This window comes from Burkholderia sp. AU39826, assembly GCF_020419965.1.
Taxonomy (GTDB): domain Bacteria; phylum Pseudomonadota; class Gammaproteobacteria; order Burkholderiales; family Burkholderiaceae; genus Burkholderia; species Burkholderia semiarida.
In genome coordinates, this window is the sequence record NZ_JAIZQG010000005.1 from 143,309 (window position 1) to 161,010 (window position 17,702).

Below are 17,702 nucleotides of genomic sequence, written 5' to 3' on the forward strand. Positions count from 1 at the left end.
CGTCGCCGCTCATGGGGCCGGCCGATGCGCGGTGCACGCGCTGCAGCAAGCGGCGCGACGACCGAAGCGCGGGAGCGGGCGTGCGCGCCGCCCCGCGAATCCGTCAGCCGCCTTGCCCGACCAGCGCCGCCAGCGTCTTCATCGCCTGCAGATACGGATACGGCCCGTGGCTGATGCGCGCCACGCCGTAATCGGCGAGCTCCGCGAGCGTCGGCGTTTCCGACACCCGCATCACGTTCACCGGCAGCGGCGACGCGGCCGTCAGCGCGCGAATGAGCGCCGGCGCGCGCAGGCCCGGCACGAACAGGCCGTCGGCGCCGGCCGCCGCATAAGCGCGCGCACGTGCCAGCGTCGCGTCGAGCAATCGTTCGTCGTGCGTATCGGCTGACGCCTTGAAGAACACGTCGGTGCGCGCGTTGATGAAGTAGTCGGCGCCCGCGCGATCGGCCGCCTGCCGGGCCGCCGCGAGACGGGCCGCCGCTTCGTCGGCGTCGCGCAGTTCGCCCGTCGCCGGAAAACTGTCTTCGAGATTGCAGCCGATCGCGCCGGCCCGGATGCTGAGCGCGATCGTTTCGGCGACATCCTCCGGCCGCTCGCCGTAGCCGCTTTCGAGGTCGACGGTGACGGGTAGCGCCGTCGCGCGCGTGATCCGCTCCAGCACGTCCATCATCAGCGCGCGCGGCATCTGCTCACCGTCGACGAAGCCGTTGGCTGCCGCGACCGACCAACTGCCGGTGGCCAGCGCGACGGCGCCGGCATCGGCCGCCGTGCGCGCGCTGCCGGCGTCCCACACGTTGAACAGCACCAGCGGCTGGCCTGCGCGGTGAAGCGACCGGAAAGTCGCGCCTTTTTCGTTGTTGCCCATGCTCGTCTCCTCGTGAATACCGGATCGGTTGTCGTGCCGAGCGATATTGCCACCGAATCGGGCGGTGCGACGCGGGCCGGCAATGTCTGCTGACAGCGCGTGGCAGGAAGTAGACATGAGCGCCGCGCGGCGATCGGCGCGCCGGCTCAGCGGCGCGAACCCGGATCGATCGACAGCGTGCGCAACTGGCCGCGCAGCTGGTCGACTTCACCCGGCGCGAACGGCCGCTCGATCTCGGCATGCGTCTGCCGCCACAGCGGGAACGCTTCGGCCAGCAGGTCGTGCCCGGCCGGCGTCAGTTCCAGCAAGCGGCTGCGCCGGTCGTCCGGATCCTGCGCGATCGTGACGAGGCCGCGCCGCTCGAGCGGCTTGAGCGCCGCGGTGAGCGTGGTGCGGTCCATCGCGAGCAGCGACGCGACCGATTTCATCGAGGCCGGTTGCGGCCGGTTCAACGACATCAGCAGCGAAAACTGGCCGTTGGTAAGGTCGAGCGGGCGCAGCACATCGTCGAAGATGCGCGCCAGATTGCGCGCCGCGCGCTGCATGTGCAGGCACAGGCAGCAATCGCGCACCATCAGCGTCGTCTCGAAGGGAAGCTTTTCTTTTCGTGCCATGTTGCAATTGTGTTGATATCAACCTATCTTGTCAAGGTCGAGGCGCGGCAACCCGCCGCGTTCGTCATTGGAGGAGAAGGCATGAGTGCGCAACAACAGTTGTATCTCGCCGTATTTCTCGGGACCCAGGATAGCCCGGCGATGAAGGCATGGCTCGCGCTGCCGGATGAAGAGCGGCGCACGCGCGAGCGCGACGGCATCGCCGCATGGCATGCGTGGGTCGAGCGGCATCGCGACGCGATCGTCGAGCTCGGCGGGCCGCTCGGCAAGACCAAGGCCATCGATGCAGGCGGCATCCGCGACACGGCCAATGCGTTGACCGGCTTTACCGTCGTGCGCGCGGCGTCGCACGACGCGGCCGCCGCGTTGTTCGAAGGTCATCCGCATTTCACGCTGTTCCCGGGCGTGTCGGTCGACGTGATGCCGGTGCTGGCGATTCCCGGCGCATGAGCGACGCGTGACGCGGGGCGCTGCGTGTCGCCTGGTTCGATGCGCGCGGCCCGCATGCGGACATTTTCGCGACATTCTGGATGGAGACTCGCGATGAAGCTTTACGGATTTGCCGGCACCCGCTCGCAACGCGCGCTGTGGGGGCTGAAGGAACTGGATGCGGACTTCGAATTCGTGTCGGTCAACCTCCTCGAGGGCGAGCACAAGCGGCCCGAATTCCTGCGCCTCAATCCGGCCGGCAAGGTGCCCGTGCTGGTGGACGGCGACCTCGTGATTCCCGAATCGGCCGCGATCGTGCTGTATCTCGCGGACAAGTATCCGGAGAAGGCGCTGTTGCCCGTCGATCCGGCGCTGCGGGCGCAGGCCTATCGGTGGATCATGTTCGCGGTGACGGAGCTCGAGCAGCCGCTGTGGCGGATCACGCGGCATACGTTCCTCTATCCGCCGGAGAAGCGCTCGCCGGCCGATATCGAACTCGCGCGCGAGGATTTCACGACGATGGCCGCGATTCTCGACGCGCATCTCGAAGGGCGCGCGTTCATCGTCGGCGATACGCTGACGGTGGCCGATTGCGTGACGGCCTATCTGATCGACTGGGCGAGCGAATGCCACCTGATCGAGCCGTTCCCGCAATTGCGCGCGTATCTGGAACGGCTGTATGCGCGGCCGAAGGCGCCGCAGCGGATCGCGGAGGCGAGGAAGGCGGCGTGAAAGTGAAACGCGTGCCGGGTCGTGTGCCGCATCGGCATGACCCGCCGCGCCCGCCTGCGATCACGAAACCGTATCGGGCCCACCCAGCGCGTGACACAGCGTCGCCAGATCTCGCAACGTAAGATGCGGCGTCACCGCCTGCCGTGAAGCCTGTTCTCCTTGCGCCCGCGGCTCGCGTACGACCCACGCCGCCTGCAGCCCCGCATTCAGCGCGCCGACGATATCGAGATGAAAATCGTCGCCGACATGCAGCAATTCGCCCGGCCGTACGTCGAGCGCATCCGCCGCCGCATGGAAGATCTCGGGTTCCGGCTTCGCGAAGCCGAACTCACGCGCACTGAGCGTCGTGCGAAAGAATTCGCCGCCGCCGGTCAGCCGGAGATCCGCGTTGCCGTTGGTGACCGCGATCAACGGAAAGCGCTCGCTCAGCCACGCGAGCGCCGGCAGCGCGTCTTCGTAGAATTCGACGCGGTTGCGCGCCGCATAGAACACGTCGTACGCACGATCGGTCAGCGAGACATCTTCGTTCGCGCGTTCCAGCGCCAGCCGGATCGACCCGATTCGCATCGCGCGAAAGTCGCCGGCAAGCTCTGGACACAAACGCTCGTATTCGTCACGTAGCGCACCAAGTGCCTGTTGCGTGGGCAGCACGCGCTCGGTGTTCGGCGCGTGCTCGATCAACCATGCGCGAAGCGCCGCCTCGGCCCGTACGACGGACGGCCCGAACGGCCACAGGGTGTCGTCGAGGTCGAACGAGAGGGCGGAGACTTTGGCGAGACGCATGGCGGTTGAAAGCGGGAAGTCGTTTTACCAGGGCCACGGAACGGCAGTGCCGGTGCCGTGGTCGAGGGCGTGCCGATACAGGAAGCGCGCGACGGTCAGATCCTGCAGCGCGAGCCCCGTCATGTCGAAGACGGTGATCTCGTGCGCGGCACGATCGATCGATGTCGCACCCGCGAGGATGTCACCGATTTCCGTGCGCGGCAAATCCGGCGCCCACTGGCACTCGCCGATGCCGCGCGCCTGATCGTGATCATCGACGACGATGCGCGCGCGTTCCAGCACGCCCGCCGGAAGTTCGCGCTTGCCCGCGGTATCGGCGCCCACGCAGGTCAGGTGGGTGCCGGGTTGCACGGCATCCGCGTCGAACAACGCGCCGCCGCCCGGCGTGGCCGTGATCACCACGTCGCTATCGGCCACCGCGTCGTTGCGGTCGCGCGCCACGCCGATCGTGCATCGATCGACGAAGTGCGCTTCGAACGCCGGGTCCGGTTCGCCGCTCACGGTCACGTACTGCACCGTGCATCGCCGCGGCAGCAGCCTGAGCGCGTAGTCGAGCTGCACGCGCGCCTGCACGCCCGTGCCGAACACGCAGAGCCGCGTGCTGTCGCGGCGCGCGAGCAGTTGCAACCCGAGGCCGCCGGCGGCCCCGGTGCGCGCGGTGGTGATCGCGTTGCCGTCCATGATGCACAGCGGGCGTCCCGTCGCCGGATCGAACAGCGCGACGGTGGCCTGATGCGGCTCGCCGCCCAGCGCACGGTTGCCCGGCCAGAACCCGGCCGCCTTGAAGCCGAGCAAGTCCTGACCGGCGACGTCGCCCGACTTGATGCCGAACACGCCGCCGGTATGGAGCTTCTCGCGCACGACCGGGAATACGCGTCCTGCCCGTTGACTGTGCAGCACGAAGGCTTCGCGGACGGCCGCCATCACTTGCTCGACCTGCAGGGCGGGCTCGACGGCATCGCGGTCGAGGAGAAGAAGGCGGGCGTCGGTCGGCATGGTCGGGGGCGCCTGTTCGGCACGAGATGAATCAAGGGTGTTTAAAGTTTGTCCAAATATGGACAAATAGTCAATGCGTGGATGAGACGGCATGGACGCCGGACGACGCTCACCACCCGTAGAACCGCGGCCACGTCTGCGCGGCGCCGTCGCCGCCGATGGCCTGGTATTCGGGATGCTGCGCGCCGGTGGCGCACGCATGATTCGGGAGAATGCGCAGCCGCGTGCCGATCGGAAACCGCTGCGCGATGTCCGTATCCGGCGCGCCCGTTCGCGACACGATCCCGTGTTCCTGATTGGCGGCGCTCATCAGGTAGCCGCCGAGCACCTCGCCGTCTTCGGTGCAGACCTGCCCGTAGCCGAAATCGCGCGCCTGGCGCTGCGTGCCGCGGTCGCGGCTCATCGCCATCCAGCCCGCGTCGACGATCGCCCAGCCTTTCTCTTCCTGATGGCCGACGACGGTGGTCAGCACCGACAGCGCGATGTCGGACGGTTCGCACACGCCGATGTTGTGCATCACGAGGTCGAACATCACGTACACGCCGGCGCGCACTTCGGTCACGCCGTCGAGCCGTTGCGCCGCCAGCGCGGTGGGCGTCGATCCGATGCTGACGACCGGGCAGGGCAAGCCGGCGGCCCGCAGGCGCTCGGCGGCGCGCACGGTGCGGCTGCGCTCCTGTTCGGCGATCGCGACCAGCGCTTCGGGCGTGTCGTACTCGTAGCTGGAGCCTGCGTGCGCGAGCACGCCGCCGAGCAGCATGCCGCCGTCGGTCAGCGCGCGGCCGACCTCGATCAGCAGGTCGGCATCGGGCGGAATGCCGGAGCGGTGCCCGTCGACGTCGACCTCGATCCATACGTCGAAACGTTCGCCATGCTCGCGCCCGAACGCGGCGATCGCGTGCGCGGCCGGCAGGCTGTCGGCGACGATCTTCAGGTCGCAGCCCTGCCGGCGCAGCGCCAGCGCCTGGCCGAGCTTGGCGGGCACCATGCCGACCGCATAGACGATATCGACGATGCCGTCGGCGAAGAATTGCTCGGCTTCCTTGAGCGTGGACACCGTGATGCCCTGCGCGCCCGCCGCGATCTGCGCGTCGACGACTTGCCGGCATTTGGTGGTCTTGACGTGCGGCCGGAACCGCACGCCGAGCGCGTCCAGATGCGCCTGCATGCGTGCGATGTTGCGGTGCATGCGGCCGATGTCGATCAATGCGGCCGGGGTGTTGAGGGTGTGAAGGTCCACGATGCGTCCGTTTGCGAAGTTGCCGATACGGACACTGTAGGGGTGGGGAGCAGCGCCGTGTTTAATGCACGGCTAATCTGCCATTAAGCAGAATTTAATCAACGAAGTCCTCCTGGATCGCACCGGAACTCAGGCCTTGCCGCGCCAGGGCGGCGGATCGAGAAACTGCCGCGCGGCGTCGAGAAACACCCGCTGCCGCGCGGAGCGGCCGGTACGCGATGGCACGAGCGCCGTCACCGGCGCGGGCGGCAGGCGCCAGCGGGGCAGCAATCGGACGAGCTTGCCGTTCGCGAGCAGCGGTGCGACGTCCCACTCGGAGCGCTCGACGATGCCGAGCCCGGCCAGCGCCCATTCGGTGATGACGGTGCCGTCGTTGGACGACAGCGCGCCGGTGACGCGGATGACGGTGGACCGCCGCGAATCGCCCTTGGCGCCGCCAACAGGCGAGAAGCGCCAGCGCGGGATGTCCTCGTCGTTCTCGCGCAGGCACAGGCAGTCGTATCGCGCCAGGTCGGACGGATGCTTCAGATCCTTGATGCGACGCGCGTACGCGGGGCTCGCACAGAGGAAGCGCTCGTTGGGCGCGAGCGGATAGCCGATCCACGAAGACGACTTGAGGCTGCCGACATGGACGACCACGTCGGCCCCCGCCGCGCTGGTCAGCGGGCTTTCCGACAGATGGAGCGAGATCTCGAGTTTCGGATGTGCGCGCTGCACGTCGCGCACGATTCGTGCGACATATTTGCGGCCGAAGCCGAGCGGGGCGACGACGCGCAGCGTGCCCTGCACGTCGCCGTGGTCGCCCGCGATGCTGACCGGCAGCGCCTCCACGCGCTCGAGAATGCCCACGGCTTCCTGGTACAGCCGCTGCCCTTCGTCGGTCAGCGCGATGCCTTTCGGTTGCCGCACGGCGAGCCGCGCGTTCAGGCGCGCTTCCATCCGCTGCAGGCGAATCGTGACCGCGGGCGGCGTGAGATCGAGCAGCCGGGCGGCGGCGGCCAACGATCGGGACGTGCCGATCGCGCGGACGAGTCGAAGATCGTCGAGGTCGAGCATTTCATGGCTCTTAATGCAGAAGGTATCCAGCATTAAACCGCACATTCAGTGCAGACGCCATCGAGGTGGCCGGCGCCCGCCTGCCGCATTCGCCGATATATTGAATCGTCCGATCGATCGTGACGCCCGGCGCCCACCCGCCTACGCGTGCAGCGCCCAGATCAGCGCCCGGTGCGCGGCCACTCCGGCCATCACGCCCGATGCCGATGCGAAGGTTGCGTTGCTCATCGACGTCGACGCATCGCCCGCCGCGAATACGCCGGCGACGCTCGTCTGCTTCGACGCATCGACGCGAACGACGGGGCCGAGCGGCCCTTCGTCGAACGCGCAGCCGAGCTGCCGCGCGAGATCGCTCGCCATGTCGGTGCGCGCGCCGATGAACAACGCGTCGATCGGCACGACCTGGCCGTCGGCGAGCCGCAGCGCGTCGATACGCGGCGCATCGCCGAGGATCTCGGCGACCGGCGAGCGTTCGATCCGCACCCCGCGCGCGGCGAGCAATGCGGCTTCTTCGTCGTTCGCTTCGACCACGCCCTGCGTGAACCACGTCGTCGGGCCCCAGTCCGGAATCAGGATCGCCTGATGGACCGACAGCGGATGCGTGGCGAGCACGCCGAGCCGCTGGCCGCTTACTTCATAGCCATGGCAGTACGGACAATGCAGCACGCTGATGCCCCAGCGTTCGGCGAGCCCCGGCAGCGCGGGCAGTTCGTCGCGGATGCCGGTGGCGAGAATCAGCCGGTCGGCGCTCGCGCGGCCGCCGTCGGCCAGCGTCACGTGAAAGCGCCCGTCCGCGTCGCGCTCGGCTGTGCGAACCGTGCCGTCGATGCGCCGCACCGTCGGATACGCGTCGAGCTGCGCGCGCGCATCGGCGACGATTTGCGCCGGCGGCTTGCCGTCCTGCCCGAGGAAGCCGTGCGCGTGTTCGGCAAAGCGGTTGCGCGGCCGGCCGGCGTCGATCACGAGCACGCGGCGGCGCGCCCGCGCCAGTTGCATCGCGGCCGACAACCCGGCAAAGCTGCCGCCGATCACGATCACTTCATGATGAGAATGCATGCGTCCGCTCCTTTCTGAACCTGCGTGAATGACCGATGTGCTCCGCTGACGGTCAACTCATGAAACATGAGAAGTTGCATGATAGGGCGATGGTATCCTTCATGCAACTTCGGAAGTTTCGAGAGAGAGGGGAGTTCTACCCGTGAGAACCGACAGCCGTTTGTCGCGCATCCTGCATGCGCTGATCCACATGGACCAGGCCGACGGCCCGCTGACGTCGGAGACGATCGCGACGATGCTATGCACGAACCCGGTCGTCGTGCGGCGCCTGCTCGGCGGGTTGCGCGATCGCGGGTACGTGCAGTCGGAGAAGGGGCACGGCGGCGGCTGGGCGCTCAGCGTCGCGCTCGACGACATCACGCTGCTCGACGTCTATCGCGCGGTGGGCGAGCCGCCGCTGTTTTCCGATCTCGTGTCCGACGACGCGCCCGAATGTCTGGTCGAACAGGCCGTCAACGCGCATCTGTCGGCGACGCTGAAGGAGGCCGAAGCCTCGCTGCTCGCGCGCTTCGGCGAAGTCACGCTCGGCATGCTCTCGCGCGATTTCGACGCGAAGGCGGCGCGGCCGCGCAAGCCGCGCTGACGCGGCGCGGCACGCCGGCCGTACGCGCGTGACGTGCGCGCCGGCGCGATCGAAACCGTCGCGCCGTCATGTTCTGTCCCCCAACTTCTGCCCGGTTCGCCCGCCACAGGGCAAAATACGGGTTTTCCGCACCCGCGAGGGCGCGTTCGAATCACGCGCCGGGCGGCGGCAGTGCGCATGCCGCACGCCGCCGCCCGGCGCCCCAGGCAAGATCGCTCGCCACGCTGCGAGCCCACAGGAGTCCAGACCCCATGCCCGAATCCAACCTGTCCTTCTTCGGCCGGCTGTCGCTGGCCGTCGGCACGTTCTTCTCCGTGCTCGGCAATCGCGAGTTCGCCGCCGACGTGCTGCGTGTGCGCGATGGCGCCGCGGCGCGCGGCGCGCCGGCTCCGACGCCGGCACCGGCCGCCGCGCCCGTCGCCCCCGCGCCCGTGAAGCCGCCGGCGCCCGAGCTGCGCGAAGCGAGCCCGCAGGCCGCGCTGCAACTGCTCGGCCTGCTGCAGCGCGATGCGCGCTTCATCGATTTCGTCGAGGAAGACATCGCCGGCTACGCGGACGCCGACATCGGCGCGGCCGCGCGCCTCGTGCACGACGGCTGCCGCGCCGCGCTGCGCGAGCACTTCACGATCGTTCCCGTGCGCGACGAAGCCGAAGGCAGCCGCGTGACGCTGCCGGCCGGCTTCGACGCGACGGCCGTGCGCGTGACCGGCAACGTGGTCGGTTCCGCGCCGTTTACGGGCACGGTCAGCCATCGCGGCTGGCGTGTCGCCGACGTGCGCCTGCCGAAGCTGACGGGCAGCCACGACGCATCGGTCATCGCACCGGCGGAGGTGGAACTGTGAGCGATCCGCGCTATTCGATCGGTATCGACCTCGGGACGACCCATTGCGCGCTGTCGTACGTCGACAGCAGCACGAGCGACGGCGAGAAGATCACGCAGCAGGTGCTGCCGATCGCGCAACTTACTGCGCCCGGCGCGCTGGAATCGCGCGACCTGCTGCCGTCGTTTCTCTACTTGCCGCATGAAAGCGAGCTGACGCAGGGCGACCTGACGCTGCCGTGGACGGCCTCGCGCACCTTTGCGGTCGGCGAGATGGCGCGCACGCGCGGCGCCGGCACGCCGATCCGCCTCGTGTCGAGCGCGAAGAGCTGGCTGTGCCACCCGGGCGTCGATCGCCGCGCGGCGATCCTGCCGAGCGATGCGCCGCCGGAAGTGACGCGCGTGTCGCCGCTGGAAAGCTCGATCCGCTATCTGACGCACCTGCGCGAAGCGTGGGACCACGCGCATCCCGACGCACCGTTCGCCGACCAGGACGTGACGGTGACGATCCCCGCGTCGTTCGATCCGGCCGCGCGCGAGCTCACGGCCGAGGCCGCGCGCGCCGCCGGCTACTCGCGGATGACGCTGCTCGAGGAACCGCAGGCCGCACTGTATAGCTGGATCCAGAAGAGCGAAGGCGGCTGGCGCAAGCAGGTGCAGGTCGGCGACCTGATCCTGTGCGTGGACGTCGGCGGCGGCACGACCGACCTGTCGCTGATCGCGGTGGTCGAGCGCGACGGCAATCTCGAACTGCATCGCGTGGCGGTGGGCGAGCACATCCTGCTCGGCGGCGACAACATGGACCTCGCGCTCGCGCACGTGGTGGCGCGCAAGCTCGCGCAGCAGGGCACGCAGGCCGATCCGTGGCAACTGCGCGCGCTGACCTACGCGTGCCGCTCGGCCAAGGAAACGCTGCTGTCCGACCCGAGCGCCGACGCGGTGCCGCTCGTCGTGCCGAGCCGCGGCTCGAAGCTGATCGGCGGCTCGATCCGCACCGAACTGACGCGCGCGGAACTGACGCAGACGATCCTCGAAGGCTTCTTCCCGCAGGTCGATGCGGCCGCGCGCCCGGTGAGCCGCGCGCGTGTCGGCCTGACGCAGCTCGGCCTGCCGTATGCGCAGGACGCCGGCATCACGCGCCATCTCGCGGCATTCCTCGGCCGCCAGGTCGCGGCGCTCGACACGCTCGAAGGCGTGCAGCGCACGCTGCCGCAGGGCGCGACGTTCCTGCATCCGACCGCCGTGCTGTTCAACGGCGGCGTGTTCAAGTCGACGCTGCTCACGCAGCGCGTGCTCGACACGCTCAACGGCTGGCTCGCCGCCGAAGGCGCGCCGCCCGCGCGCCTGCTCGAAGGCGCGGATCTCGATCTCGCGGTCGCGCGAGGCGCGGCGTACTACGGCTACGTGAAGCGCGGCCGCGGCGTGCGCATTCGCGGCGGCACGGCGCGTGCGTACTACGTCGCGATCGAATCGGCGATGCCCGCGGTGCCGGGGCTGGAGCCGCCGGTGCAGGCGCTGTGCGTCGCGCCGTTCGGGATGGAGGAAGGCTCGGACGCGGCGCTGCCGCCGCAGGAGTTCGGCCTCGTCGTCGGCGAACCGGTGCAGTTCCGCTTCTTCGGCTCGTCGGTGCGGCGCCAGGACCAGGTCGGCACGCTGCTCGACTACTGGTCGCCGGAAGAGCTGCAGGAGCTGGAGGAAATCCAGGCGACGCTGCCCGCCGAAGGGCGCACCGTCGGCGAAGTCGTGCCGGTGAAGCTGCATGCGCGCGTGACCGAAGCCGGCACGCTCGAACTCGAGGCGATCCCGAGCGGCACGAACGAGCGCTGGAAGGTCGAGTTCGACGTGCGCGGCGCCGCCTGAGCGCGATGAAGCGTTATACGGTCGGCATCGACCTCGGTACGAGCAATACGGTCGTCGCGTACGTCGAGGCCGGTTCCGACGCGATCCGCGTGTTCGACGTCGAGCAACTGGTCGGGCCCGGCGCGGTGGCCGCGCAGCCGCTGCTGCCGTCGGTGCGCTATCACCCGGCGGCGGGCGAGCTGCCGCCGGATGCGTTGCGACTGCCGTGGGCGGCCGATCCGAAGGTCAACACGAAAGCGGACGCGGCCGACGCGCCGCCGGCCGTGATCGGCCGCTACGCGCGCACGCTCGGCGCGCAGGTGCCGGGCCGGCTCGTGTCGAGCGCGAAGAGCTGGCTGTCGCATGCCGCGGTCGATCGGCTCGCGGCGATCCTGCCGTGGGGCGCGGCTGACGGCGTCGACAAGGTGTCGCCGGTCGACGCGAGCGCGAGTTATCTCGCGCACGTGCGCGACGCATGGGACGCGCATTTTCCCGATGCGCCGCTCGCGCAGCAGGACGTGATCCTGACGGTGCCCGCGTCGTTCGACGACGGCGCGCGCGCGTTGACGGTCGAGGCCGCGAAACGCGCGAAGCTGCCGGCGCTGCGCTTGCTCGAAGAGCCGCAAGCCGCGTTCTACGACTGGCTGTATGGGCAACGCGACACGTTGCGCGAGGCGTTCGCCCATGCACGGCGCGTGCTGATCTGCGACGTGGGCGGCGGCACGACCGACCTCACGCTCGTCGACGTCGCGCCGGGCGACGACGGCGAGCCGACCTTTACGCGCGTCGGCGTCGGCAACCACCTGATGCTCGGCGGCGACAACATGGATCTCGCGCTCGCGCGCCTCGTCGAGACGCGGCTGACCGAGCCCGGCACGCGGCTGTCGGCCGCGAGCCTGTCGCAGCTCGTCGAGCGCTGCCGCGGGGCGAAGGAGCGGTTGCTCGGCGACGACGCACCCGCGTCCGTCACCGTCACGCTGCTCGGCGCGGGCAGCAAGCTGGTGGGCGGCGCGCGCTCGGCCGAGCTGACCCGGCAGGAAGTCGAGCAGATCGTCGTCGACGGGTTCTTTCCGCAGGTCGACGCCGACGAATTGCCGCGCCGGGCGCGCGCGGCGATCGTCGAATTCGGCTTGCCGTATGCGAGCGACGCGGCCATTACGCGCCACGTCGCCGCGTTCCTGAAGCGTCATGCGGAAGGCCCGCTGCCTGACACGCTGCTGCTCAACGGCGGCGTGTTCCGCGCGGATGCGCTCGCCGGCCGTCTCGCGCAGACGCTCGGCGTGTGGCGTGGCGCGCCGCTCGACGTGCTGCACAACGCGCACCCGGACGTGGCCGTCGCGCGCGGCGCGGTGGCCTACGGGCTCGCGCGCGCCGGGCATGCGCCGCGCATCGGCGGCGGCTCCGCGCGCAGCTATTTCCTCGTGCTCGACGATGGCGCCGATGGCGCGGCCGCACGCGGCGTCTGCCTGCTGCCGCGCGGCGCGGAAGAGGGCCGCGAGATCCGGCTCGACGATCGCACGTTCGCGCTGCAGCTTGGGCAGCCAGTGCGCTTCCACCTCGTATCGACCGTGGCCGACACGAAGTATCGACCCGGCGATCTCGTCGATCTCGACGGTGGCGATTTCGTGCGGCTGCCGCCGATCGCGACGGTCGTCGACGCGAAGGCGGGCGGCGACGCGCGCGAAACGCCGGTGACGCTCACCGCGTCGCTGACCGAGGTCGGCACGCTCGAAATGCACTGCATCGCGATCGACGATTCGTCGCGCCGCTGGCGGCTCGAATTCCAGTTGCGCGGCGATGCACCGGTTCACGGCGACGCTGCCGCGCCCACGCGGCATCCAAGGCTCGACCAGGCGATCGAGCTGATCGAGCGCTCGTTCGGCAGCAAGGCCGCGGGCGTGACGCCGAAAGACACGCGCCGGTTGCGCGCGCAACTCGAGCAGGTGCTCGGCGCGCGCGAAGAGTGGGACGTCGCGCTCGCACGCGAACTGTTCGACGCATTGCTCGCGCGGGCGCGGCGCCGCCGCCGCTCGGCCGATCACGAGCGCGCGTGGTTGAATCTCGCCGGATATTGCCTGCGTCCGGGTTTCGGCCATCCACTCGACGCGTGGCGCATCGAGCAACTGTGGCCGCTGTTCGACGACGGCATTCAATACGTGACCGACGCGCAGGTGTGGTCCGAGTGGTGGACGCTGTGGCGGCGCGTGGCCGGCGGGCTCGACGACGCTGCGCAGACGCAGGTGCGCGATGCGATCGCGTTCCTCGAACCGTCCGACGACAAGCGGCGCAAGCTGCCGTTCGATCCGGCCAAGGTCGGGCCGGCCGACATGACGCGGTTGTCCGCGTCGCTCGAACGGCTGCCGGTCGAGCGCAAGGTCGAACTGGCCGAGCGCCTGATCGCGCAATTGCAGAAGCCGGCCGAACGCACGCTGTGCGCGTGGGCGCTCGGGCGGATCGGCGCGCGCCGGCCGTTCTACGGCAGCGCGCACGGCGTCGTACCGGCGGAAATCGTCATCGGCTGGCTCGATGCGCTGTTCGCGCTCGACTGGAAGCAGGTCGAGCCGGCTGCGTTCGCGGCTGCGCAGATTGCGCGAATGACGGGCGACCGCTCGCGCGATCTGCCGGAGGACACGCGCGAGGCGGTGATCAAGCGCCTGTCGGCCGCGAATGCATCGACAGCGTGGATCGACATGGTGCGTGAAGCGATCGCGTTCGACGAAGCCGATACGGTGCGCGTGTTCGGCGAAACGCTGCCGGCCGGGTTGAAGCTGCTGGGCGATTGATGGCAGTACAGGATGTTTCGATCTCGTTGGAAGGTCGAAGCATCCGGTCGCGGTCGCGCCAACCATGGCGCGACCGCGACGCCCGTTCCATTCAGGCGTGCGATACCGACGCTGCTTCGCGTCGTTTTTCCATTGATTCGAATTTCGCGCCCTCCTGCGCCGCCGCCGAACGCCGCGCGAGATGAATTCCCGCGAGCATGCAGCGCACCGACCGTTGACGCACAAGGCGCGACGCGGGCCGGTTCCGCGCCACGTTCTCCCGTGCGGTCAGGCGCCGGCCGCCGGCTCCGGGAACACCGGCTCGCCAAGCGTCAGCATCAACCGGTTCGCCCACGCGAAGATCGCGATCGCGTGCGACAGGTCGAGAATTTCCTCATGCGGGAGCCCTTCGGCTTCGAGCGCGGCGATGTCGCTTGCGTCGATCGCGTCGGGCCGTTCGGTCAACGCGATCGCATAGCGGATGATCGCGCGTTCGCGCGCCGTGGTGCCGGCCGTCGCCGGATCGTCGAACACCTGTTCGATCGCATCGGTGCGTTTCGCGAGTTGCGCGAAGCGCTGCGCATGCACCGACGCGCAATACACGCAGCCGTTCACGCGCGATACCGCCGTGCTCGCCAGTTCGCGCTCCGCGCGCGACAGCCCGCCGGGGCCGTACATGATCGCGTTGAACACGCCCGAGCGCTGCCGCAGGATGTCGGGCAGATGGACGAGCAGCAGGTAATAGTCGGACGTCTTCGCTTGCGGATGGCTCGCTTCGAGCACCGCGAGCTGATCGGGCGTCGCCGCATCGAGCGAGACCGTGTCGAGCCACGCGCGCCAGCCGAGCGTGTCGGAGGTGAAGCCGTGGGTGGCAGTCGTCATGCGGCCTCCTGTGTGGCGCGTGCCTGAAGCGCCCGCGCGGCCGCGGCGACGCGCAATTGATACGCGACGAACGCGACGAGCTGCGACAGCGCGACGATCGCGGGCGTCGTGAGCCCGGCCGATTTCAACGTGTCGAGATCGGATGCGCGCGCGTCGACCGGCGCATGCGTCAGGCGCTTCGCGTGCAGCAGGATCGCGCCGAGGCGGCGAGGCAGCGCGTCGAACGCGTCGGCATCTGCGTGCTCGATGTCGTCGAGCGTGCCGCCTGCGTCGAGCAGCCGGGCGCGATAGATGTCGGCCAGCGCGTGCGCATTCGACTGCCACGCGACATACCGTGCCGCATGCAGCCGCTCGATCAGCGAAAGATCGGGTAGCGCGGGATCGAACAGCGCGGCTTCGCTCAGTTGCGTATGCAACAGCACCTTGTCGCGCACGCGGCGCAGCGCGGCGACGGCGTCGCCGGCGCGCAGGCCGGCTGCCGCGTCGATCGTGTCCGGCCCGGCGGCCGGCGTGATGGAGTCAGTCATCGTTTCGGTTTCCCTTCGTCGTCAAAGTGATCGATGGCGTCGGCGTCGCGCCATTCGTCGCCTTGCAGTTCGGCATTCGCGTACGCGACGAGCGCATCGTAGTGGCGGTCGCGATCGGCATCGAAGAGCCGGCTCGCAATGCCGCGCGCGAGCCGCTGCGCGCCCGCGCTGATCGCCGGGATATCGCCGGACAGCTTGCCGTGGCTCAGGCTCGCCGCGTGGTTGAAGCAGTGGATGCGCGTGACGGCCGGGCACGCACCGCGCTCGCGTTCCTGGAACGCGAACGCGGGGCCGAGATCGGGCGACTCGGCGAGCTCGTCGAGCCACAGCGCCGGTTCCGGCCGATACCGATCCTTCCAGCGCCGCACGTGCGCGCCGAACGACGCGAATTCCTCGCGCGTCGTCCAGTCCGAATGAAAGCCCGTCGCGAAGATCAGGAAGTCGACCGTGTAGCGTCCGCGCGGCGTCGTCACGTCAAGGCCGTCCGCGTGGTCGGCGAGCATTTCGATCGGGCTGCCCGCATGGAAATGCGCATGGTCGTGGCGCGAGACGCGCAGCACGCTGTCGCGCGGCGGTGGCGTCTGCGACGTCAGCGCGTAGTGCATGAAACGCCACTTCGTCGCATCGTCGAGATCGGCGTAGCCGTGCACGAGGCCCGGGCTGCCGATGCCGGTCAGCTTGTTGATGCGCGGAATGTCCGCGCGACGGAAGAACAGGTCGACGCGCGCGGCGCCCGCTTCGAGCGCGGTACCCGCGTTGTCGAACGCGGACGCGCCCGCGCCGACCACGCCGACGCGCTTGCCCGCGAGCGCGGCGAAATCGATCGGCTCGGACGAATGGGCCCAGCGCGCGCGCGGCGCGCGCCGCGCGACGGGCGGCACGTACGGGCCGCCGAGGCCGTCGCGGCCGGTCGCGAGCACGACGTGCCGCGCGAGCAGCGTGTGCGCTTCGCCGTTGCCGCGCACGTCGAGCGCGAGCAGCCCGTCGTCGCGCGGGCGCAGCGCGACGAGCGTCGTGTCGTTGCGCACCGGCAGGTCGAGCACGCGCCGATACCAGCGCAGGTAGTCCATCCATTGCGGGCGCGGAATCTTGTACAGCGCGTCCCACGCGTCGCGGCCGTATTGCGCTTCGAACCACGCGCGGAACGTCAGCGCGGGCAGGCCGAGTGCGGGGCCTGCAAGCTGCTTCGGCGAACGCAGCGTCTCCATCCGCGCGAACGTGACCCACGGGCCTTCGTAGCCGGCCGGCGCGCGGTCGATCACGCACTGGTTGTCGATGCCGAGCAGGCGCAGCTCGGCCGACGCCGCGAGCCCGGCCATGCCGCCGCCGACGATCGCGACGTCGAGCACGCGCGCGCCGTCCGCTTCGCGCGGCGGCACCCACGACGGCGCGGGCAGGTCGAGCCAGCGCAGGTCCTGCGCGAGCCGCGCCTCGAGTGCGTCGAGCGGGGTCGTCATGCGGCCTCCGGGCGCACGCGGCGGGTACGTGCCGGGCGAGGCGCGCGCGTCGCGCGGTCGGCCCGCAGCCGGTCGCCGCGCAGCAGCGCATCGTGCGCGGCGGCATCGTGAAAGGTCACGTCGTCGAGCAGCGCGCGCGTCGTGCGATGCAGCGCGTCGAGCAGTGCGTCGACGGCCGCCGTGCGCGCCTTGCCGGCCGGCGTCGCGACGCCGAACGCGAACGGGATGTCGACGTCGAGCGCGCGCGCGACGACACCGTCCACCGGCAGCGCGACGCCCGTGGCCGGATCGACGATGCCGACCCCGATGCCCGCGCGCGCGGCCATCACCGCATTCAGCGACGCGTTGGTTTCGATGAACACGTGCGCATCGACACGCGCGGCCGCGAACGCCGCGTCGATCCGCTGGCGCAGCCGGTGCCGGTTCGCGACCGTCACGATGCGGCGCCGCGCGAGGTCGCGCAGCGCGATGCGCGGTTTCGCCGCGAGCGGATCGTCGGCCGGCAGCACGGCGACGCACGGCGTTTGCGCGATCCAGTGCACGTCGAGCCCGGCATGCGCCATCGGCAGCGTGACGACGCCGACATCGGCCGTGCCGGCCAGCACCTCGTGCACGACGTGCTCGGCCGATTCGCTGCGCAACTGATAGTGCGGCGCATGCGCGTCGTCGGGCAGCGCGGCGAGCGCGGCCGGCACGAGCGTGGCCGCGAGCGACGGCGTGGCCGCGATGCGCACGGGTTCGGCCGTTTCGTCGCCGAGTGCGCGGGCCCGCGCCTCGATCGCGCGCAGGCCGACCAGCGAGCGCTCGACTTCCTCGTACAGCAGGAACGCGCGCCGCGTCGGCGTCACGCGCGGGCCGTGCCGGTCGAACAGCGCGTAGCCGAGATCGGCTTCGAGTTCCTGGATCTGCCGCGTGACGGCCGGCTGCGAGCGGCCGAGCAGCTCGCCCGCGCCGGTGACGCTGCCGGCCGACATGACCGCGGAAAAGGCTTCGAGTTGATGCAACTCCATGACGCGTTCCGATGATGCGATTTGCGCATTGTAGGAGTGCGAGCATGCGCG

The 17,702-nt window shown here is 69.9% G+C and carries 17 protein-coding genes; 6 read left to right on the top strand and 11 right to left on the bottom strand.

Annotated elements, in window-relative coordinates; translation table 11 throughout:
- Positions 1–103: 103 nt before the first annotated feature.
- Both LGM42_RS13275 and LGM42_RS13280 read right to left on the bottom strand, forming a co-directional pair.
- Positions 104–865 (bottom strand): isocitrate lyase/PEP mutase family protein, encoded by a 762-nt coding sequence (locus LGM42_RS13275; protein WP_226232403.1) that lies wholly within the window; start codon positions 863–865, stop codon positions 104–106.
- Between the two features lie 146 nt (positions 866–1,011).
- Positions 1,012–1,479, bottom strand: a complete 468-nt coding sequence (locus tag LGM42_RS13280) for a MarR family winged helix-turn-helix transcriptional regulator (protein WP_226232404.1) — start codon at positions 1,477–1,479, stop codon at positions 1,012–1,014.
- Positions 1,480–1,560: 81 nt separating this feature from the next.
- On the opposite strand from LGM42_RS13280, the gene LGM42_RS13285 reads away from it, so the two are divergent.
- Positions 1,561–1,929: a YciI family protein gene (locus LGM42_RS13285; RefSeq protein WP_059580008.1), complete on the top strand. Its 369-nt coding sequence runs from the start codon at positions 1,561–1,563 to the stop codon at positions 1,927–1,929.
- Positions 1,930–2,022: 93 nt separating this feature from the next.
- Positions 2,023–2,640, top strand: coding sequence for a glutathione S-transferase family protein (locus LGM42_RS13290; protein ID WP_226232405.1), 618 nt, complete (start codon positions 2,023–2,025; stop codon positions 2,638–2,640).
- A gap of 60 nt (positions 2,641–2,700) precedes the next feature.
- On the opposite strand, the gene LGM42_RS13295 is transcribed toward LGM42_RS13290, so the two are convergent.
- The 5 genes from LGM42_RS13295 to LGM42_RS13315 all read right to left on the bottom strand — a co-directional run bounded on the left by LGM42_RS13295 (position 2,701) and on the right by LGM42_RS13315 (position 7,771).
- Positions 2,701–3,423 (bottom strand): HAD family hydrolase, encoded by a 723-nt coding sequence (locus LGM42_RS13295; protein ID WP_226232406.1) that lies wholly within the window; start codon positions 3,421–3,423, stop codon positions 2,701–2,703.
- A 24-nt stretch (positions 3,424–3,447) separates the two neighbouring features.
- Positions 3,448–4,419 carry an ornithine cyclodeaminase family protein gene (locus LGM42_RS13300; RefSeq protein ID WP_060315838.1) on the bottom strand — a complete coding sequence of 324 codons (972 nt, stop codon included), beginning with the start codon at positions 4,417–4,419 and terminating at the stop codon, positions 3,448–3,450.
- 109 nt (positions 4,420–4,528) lie between these two features.
- Complete coding sequence (locus LGM42_RS13305; RefSeq protein ID WP_060315835.1) at positions 4,529–5,659, bottom strand: DSD1 family PLP-dependent enzyme; 1,131 nt, start codon at positions 5,657–5,659, stop codon at positions 4,529–4,531.
- Positions 5,660–5,788: 129 nt separating this feature from the next.
- Entirely contained in the window at positions 5,789–6,748 is a 960-nt protein-coding gene (locus LGM42_RS13310) for a LysR substrate-binding domain-containing protein (RefSeq protein WP_060315832.1), read from the bottom strand.
- A 108-nt stretch (positions 6,749–6,856) separates the two neighbouring features.
- Positions 6,857–7,771: an NAD(P)/FAD-dependent oxidoreductase gene (locus LGM42_RS13315; protein WP_226232407.1), complete on the bottom strand. Its 915-nt coding sequence runs from the start codon at positions 7,769–7,771 to the stop codon at positions 6,857–6,859.
- Positions 7,772–7,913: 142 nt separating this feature from the next.
- Between LGM42_RS13315 and LGM42_RS13320 the strand changes: the two genes are divergently transcribed.
- From LGM42_RS13320 to LGM42_RS13335, 4 genes are all read left to right on the top strand, one after another.
- Positions 7,914–8,354, top strand: a complete 441-nt coding sequence (locus tag LGM42_RS13320) for an Rrf2 family transcriptional regulator (RefSeq protein WP_059580023.1) — start codon at positions 7,914–7,916, stop codon at positions 8,352–8,354.
- A gap of 251 nt (positions 8,355–8,605) precedes the next feature.
- Positions 8,606–9,196 carry a DUF2760 domain-containing protein gene (locus tag LGM42_RS13325; protein ID WP_226232408.1) on the top strand — a complete coding sequence of 197 codons (591 nt, stop codon included), beginning with the start codon at positions 8,606–8,608 and terminating at the stop codon, positions 9,194–9,196.
- Positions 9,193–11,034 (top strand): Hsp70 family protein, encoded by a 1,842-nt coding sequence (locus LGM42_RS13330; protein WP_099317101.1) that lies wholly within the window; start codon positions 9,193–9,195, stop codon positions 11,032–11,034. Before LGM42_RS13325 ends, LGM42_RS13330 begins: the two co-directional genes overlap by 4 nt.
- A 5-nt stretch (positions 11,035–11,039) precedes the next feature.
- Positions 11,040–13,796 carry an Hsp70 family protein gene (locus LGM42_RS13335; RefSeq protein WP_226232409.1) on the top strand — a complete coding sequence of 919 codons (2,757 nt, stop codon included), beginning with the start codon at positions 11,040–11,042 and terminating at the stop codon, positions 13,794–13,796.
- A 267-nt stretch (positions 13,797–14,063) separates the two neighbouring features.
- Here the strand turns inward: LGM42_RS13335 and LGM42_RS13345 are convergent, their stop codons facing one another.
- From LGM42_RS13345 to LGM42_RS13360, 4 genes are read right to left on the bottom strand one after another with little or no spacing between them, the layout of a single operon-like run.
- The gene (locus LGM42_RS13345; protein ID WP_226232410.1) at positions 14,064–14,657 is read right to left on the bottom strand and encodes a peroxidase-related enzyme; all 594 of its coding nucleotides are present in this window, start codon (positions 14,655–14,657) and stop codon (positions 14,064–14,066) included.
- Positions 14,654–15,184, bottom strand: coding sequence for a CMD domain-containing protein (locus tag LGM42_RS13350; protein WP_226232411.1), 531 nt, complete (start codon positions 15,182–15,184; stop codon positions 14,654–14,656). Before LGM42_RS13350 ends, LGM42_RS13345 begins: the two co-directional genes overlap by 4 nt.
- Positions 15,181–16,641, bottom strand: a complete 1,461-nt coding sequence (locus LGM42_RS13355; RefSeq protein WP_226232412.1) for an NAD(P)-binding domain-containing protein — start codon at positions 16,639–16,641, stop codon at positions 15,181–15,183. Before LGM42_RS13355 ends, LGM42_RS13350 begins: the two co-directional genes overlap by 4 nt.
- On the bottom strand, positions 16,638–17,651 hold the full coding sequence (locus tag LGM42_RS13360) for a LysR family transcriptional regulator (RefSeq protein ID WP_059580041.1): 1,014 nt from the start codon (positions 17,649–17,651) through the stop codon (positions 16,638–16,640). The genes LGM42_RS13355 and LGM42_RS13360 overlap by 4 nt, the downstream gene beginning before the upstream one ends.
- Positions 17,652–17,702: the final 51 nt, after the last annotated feature.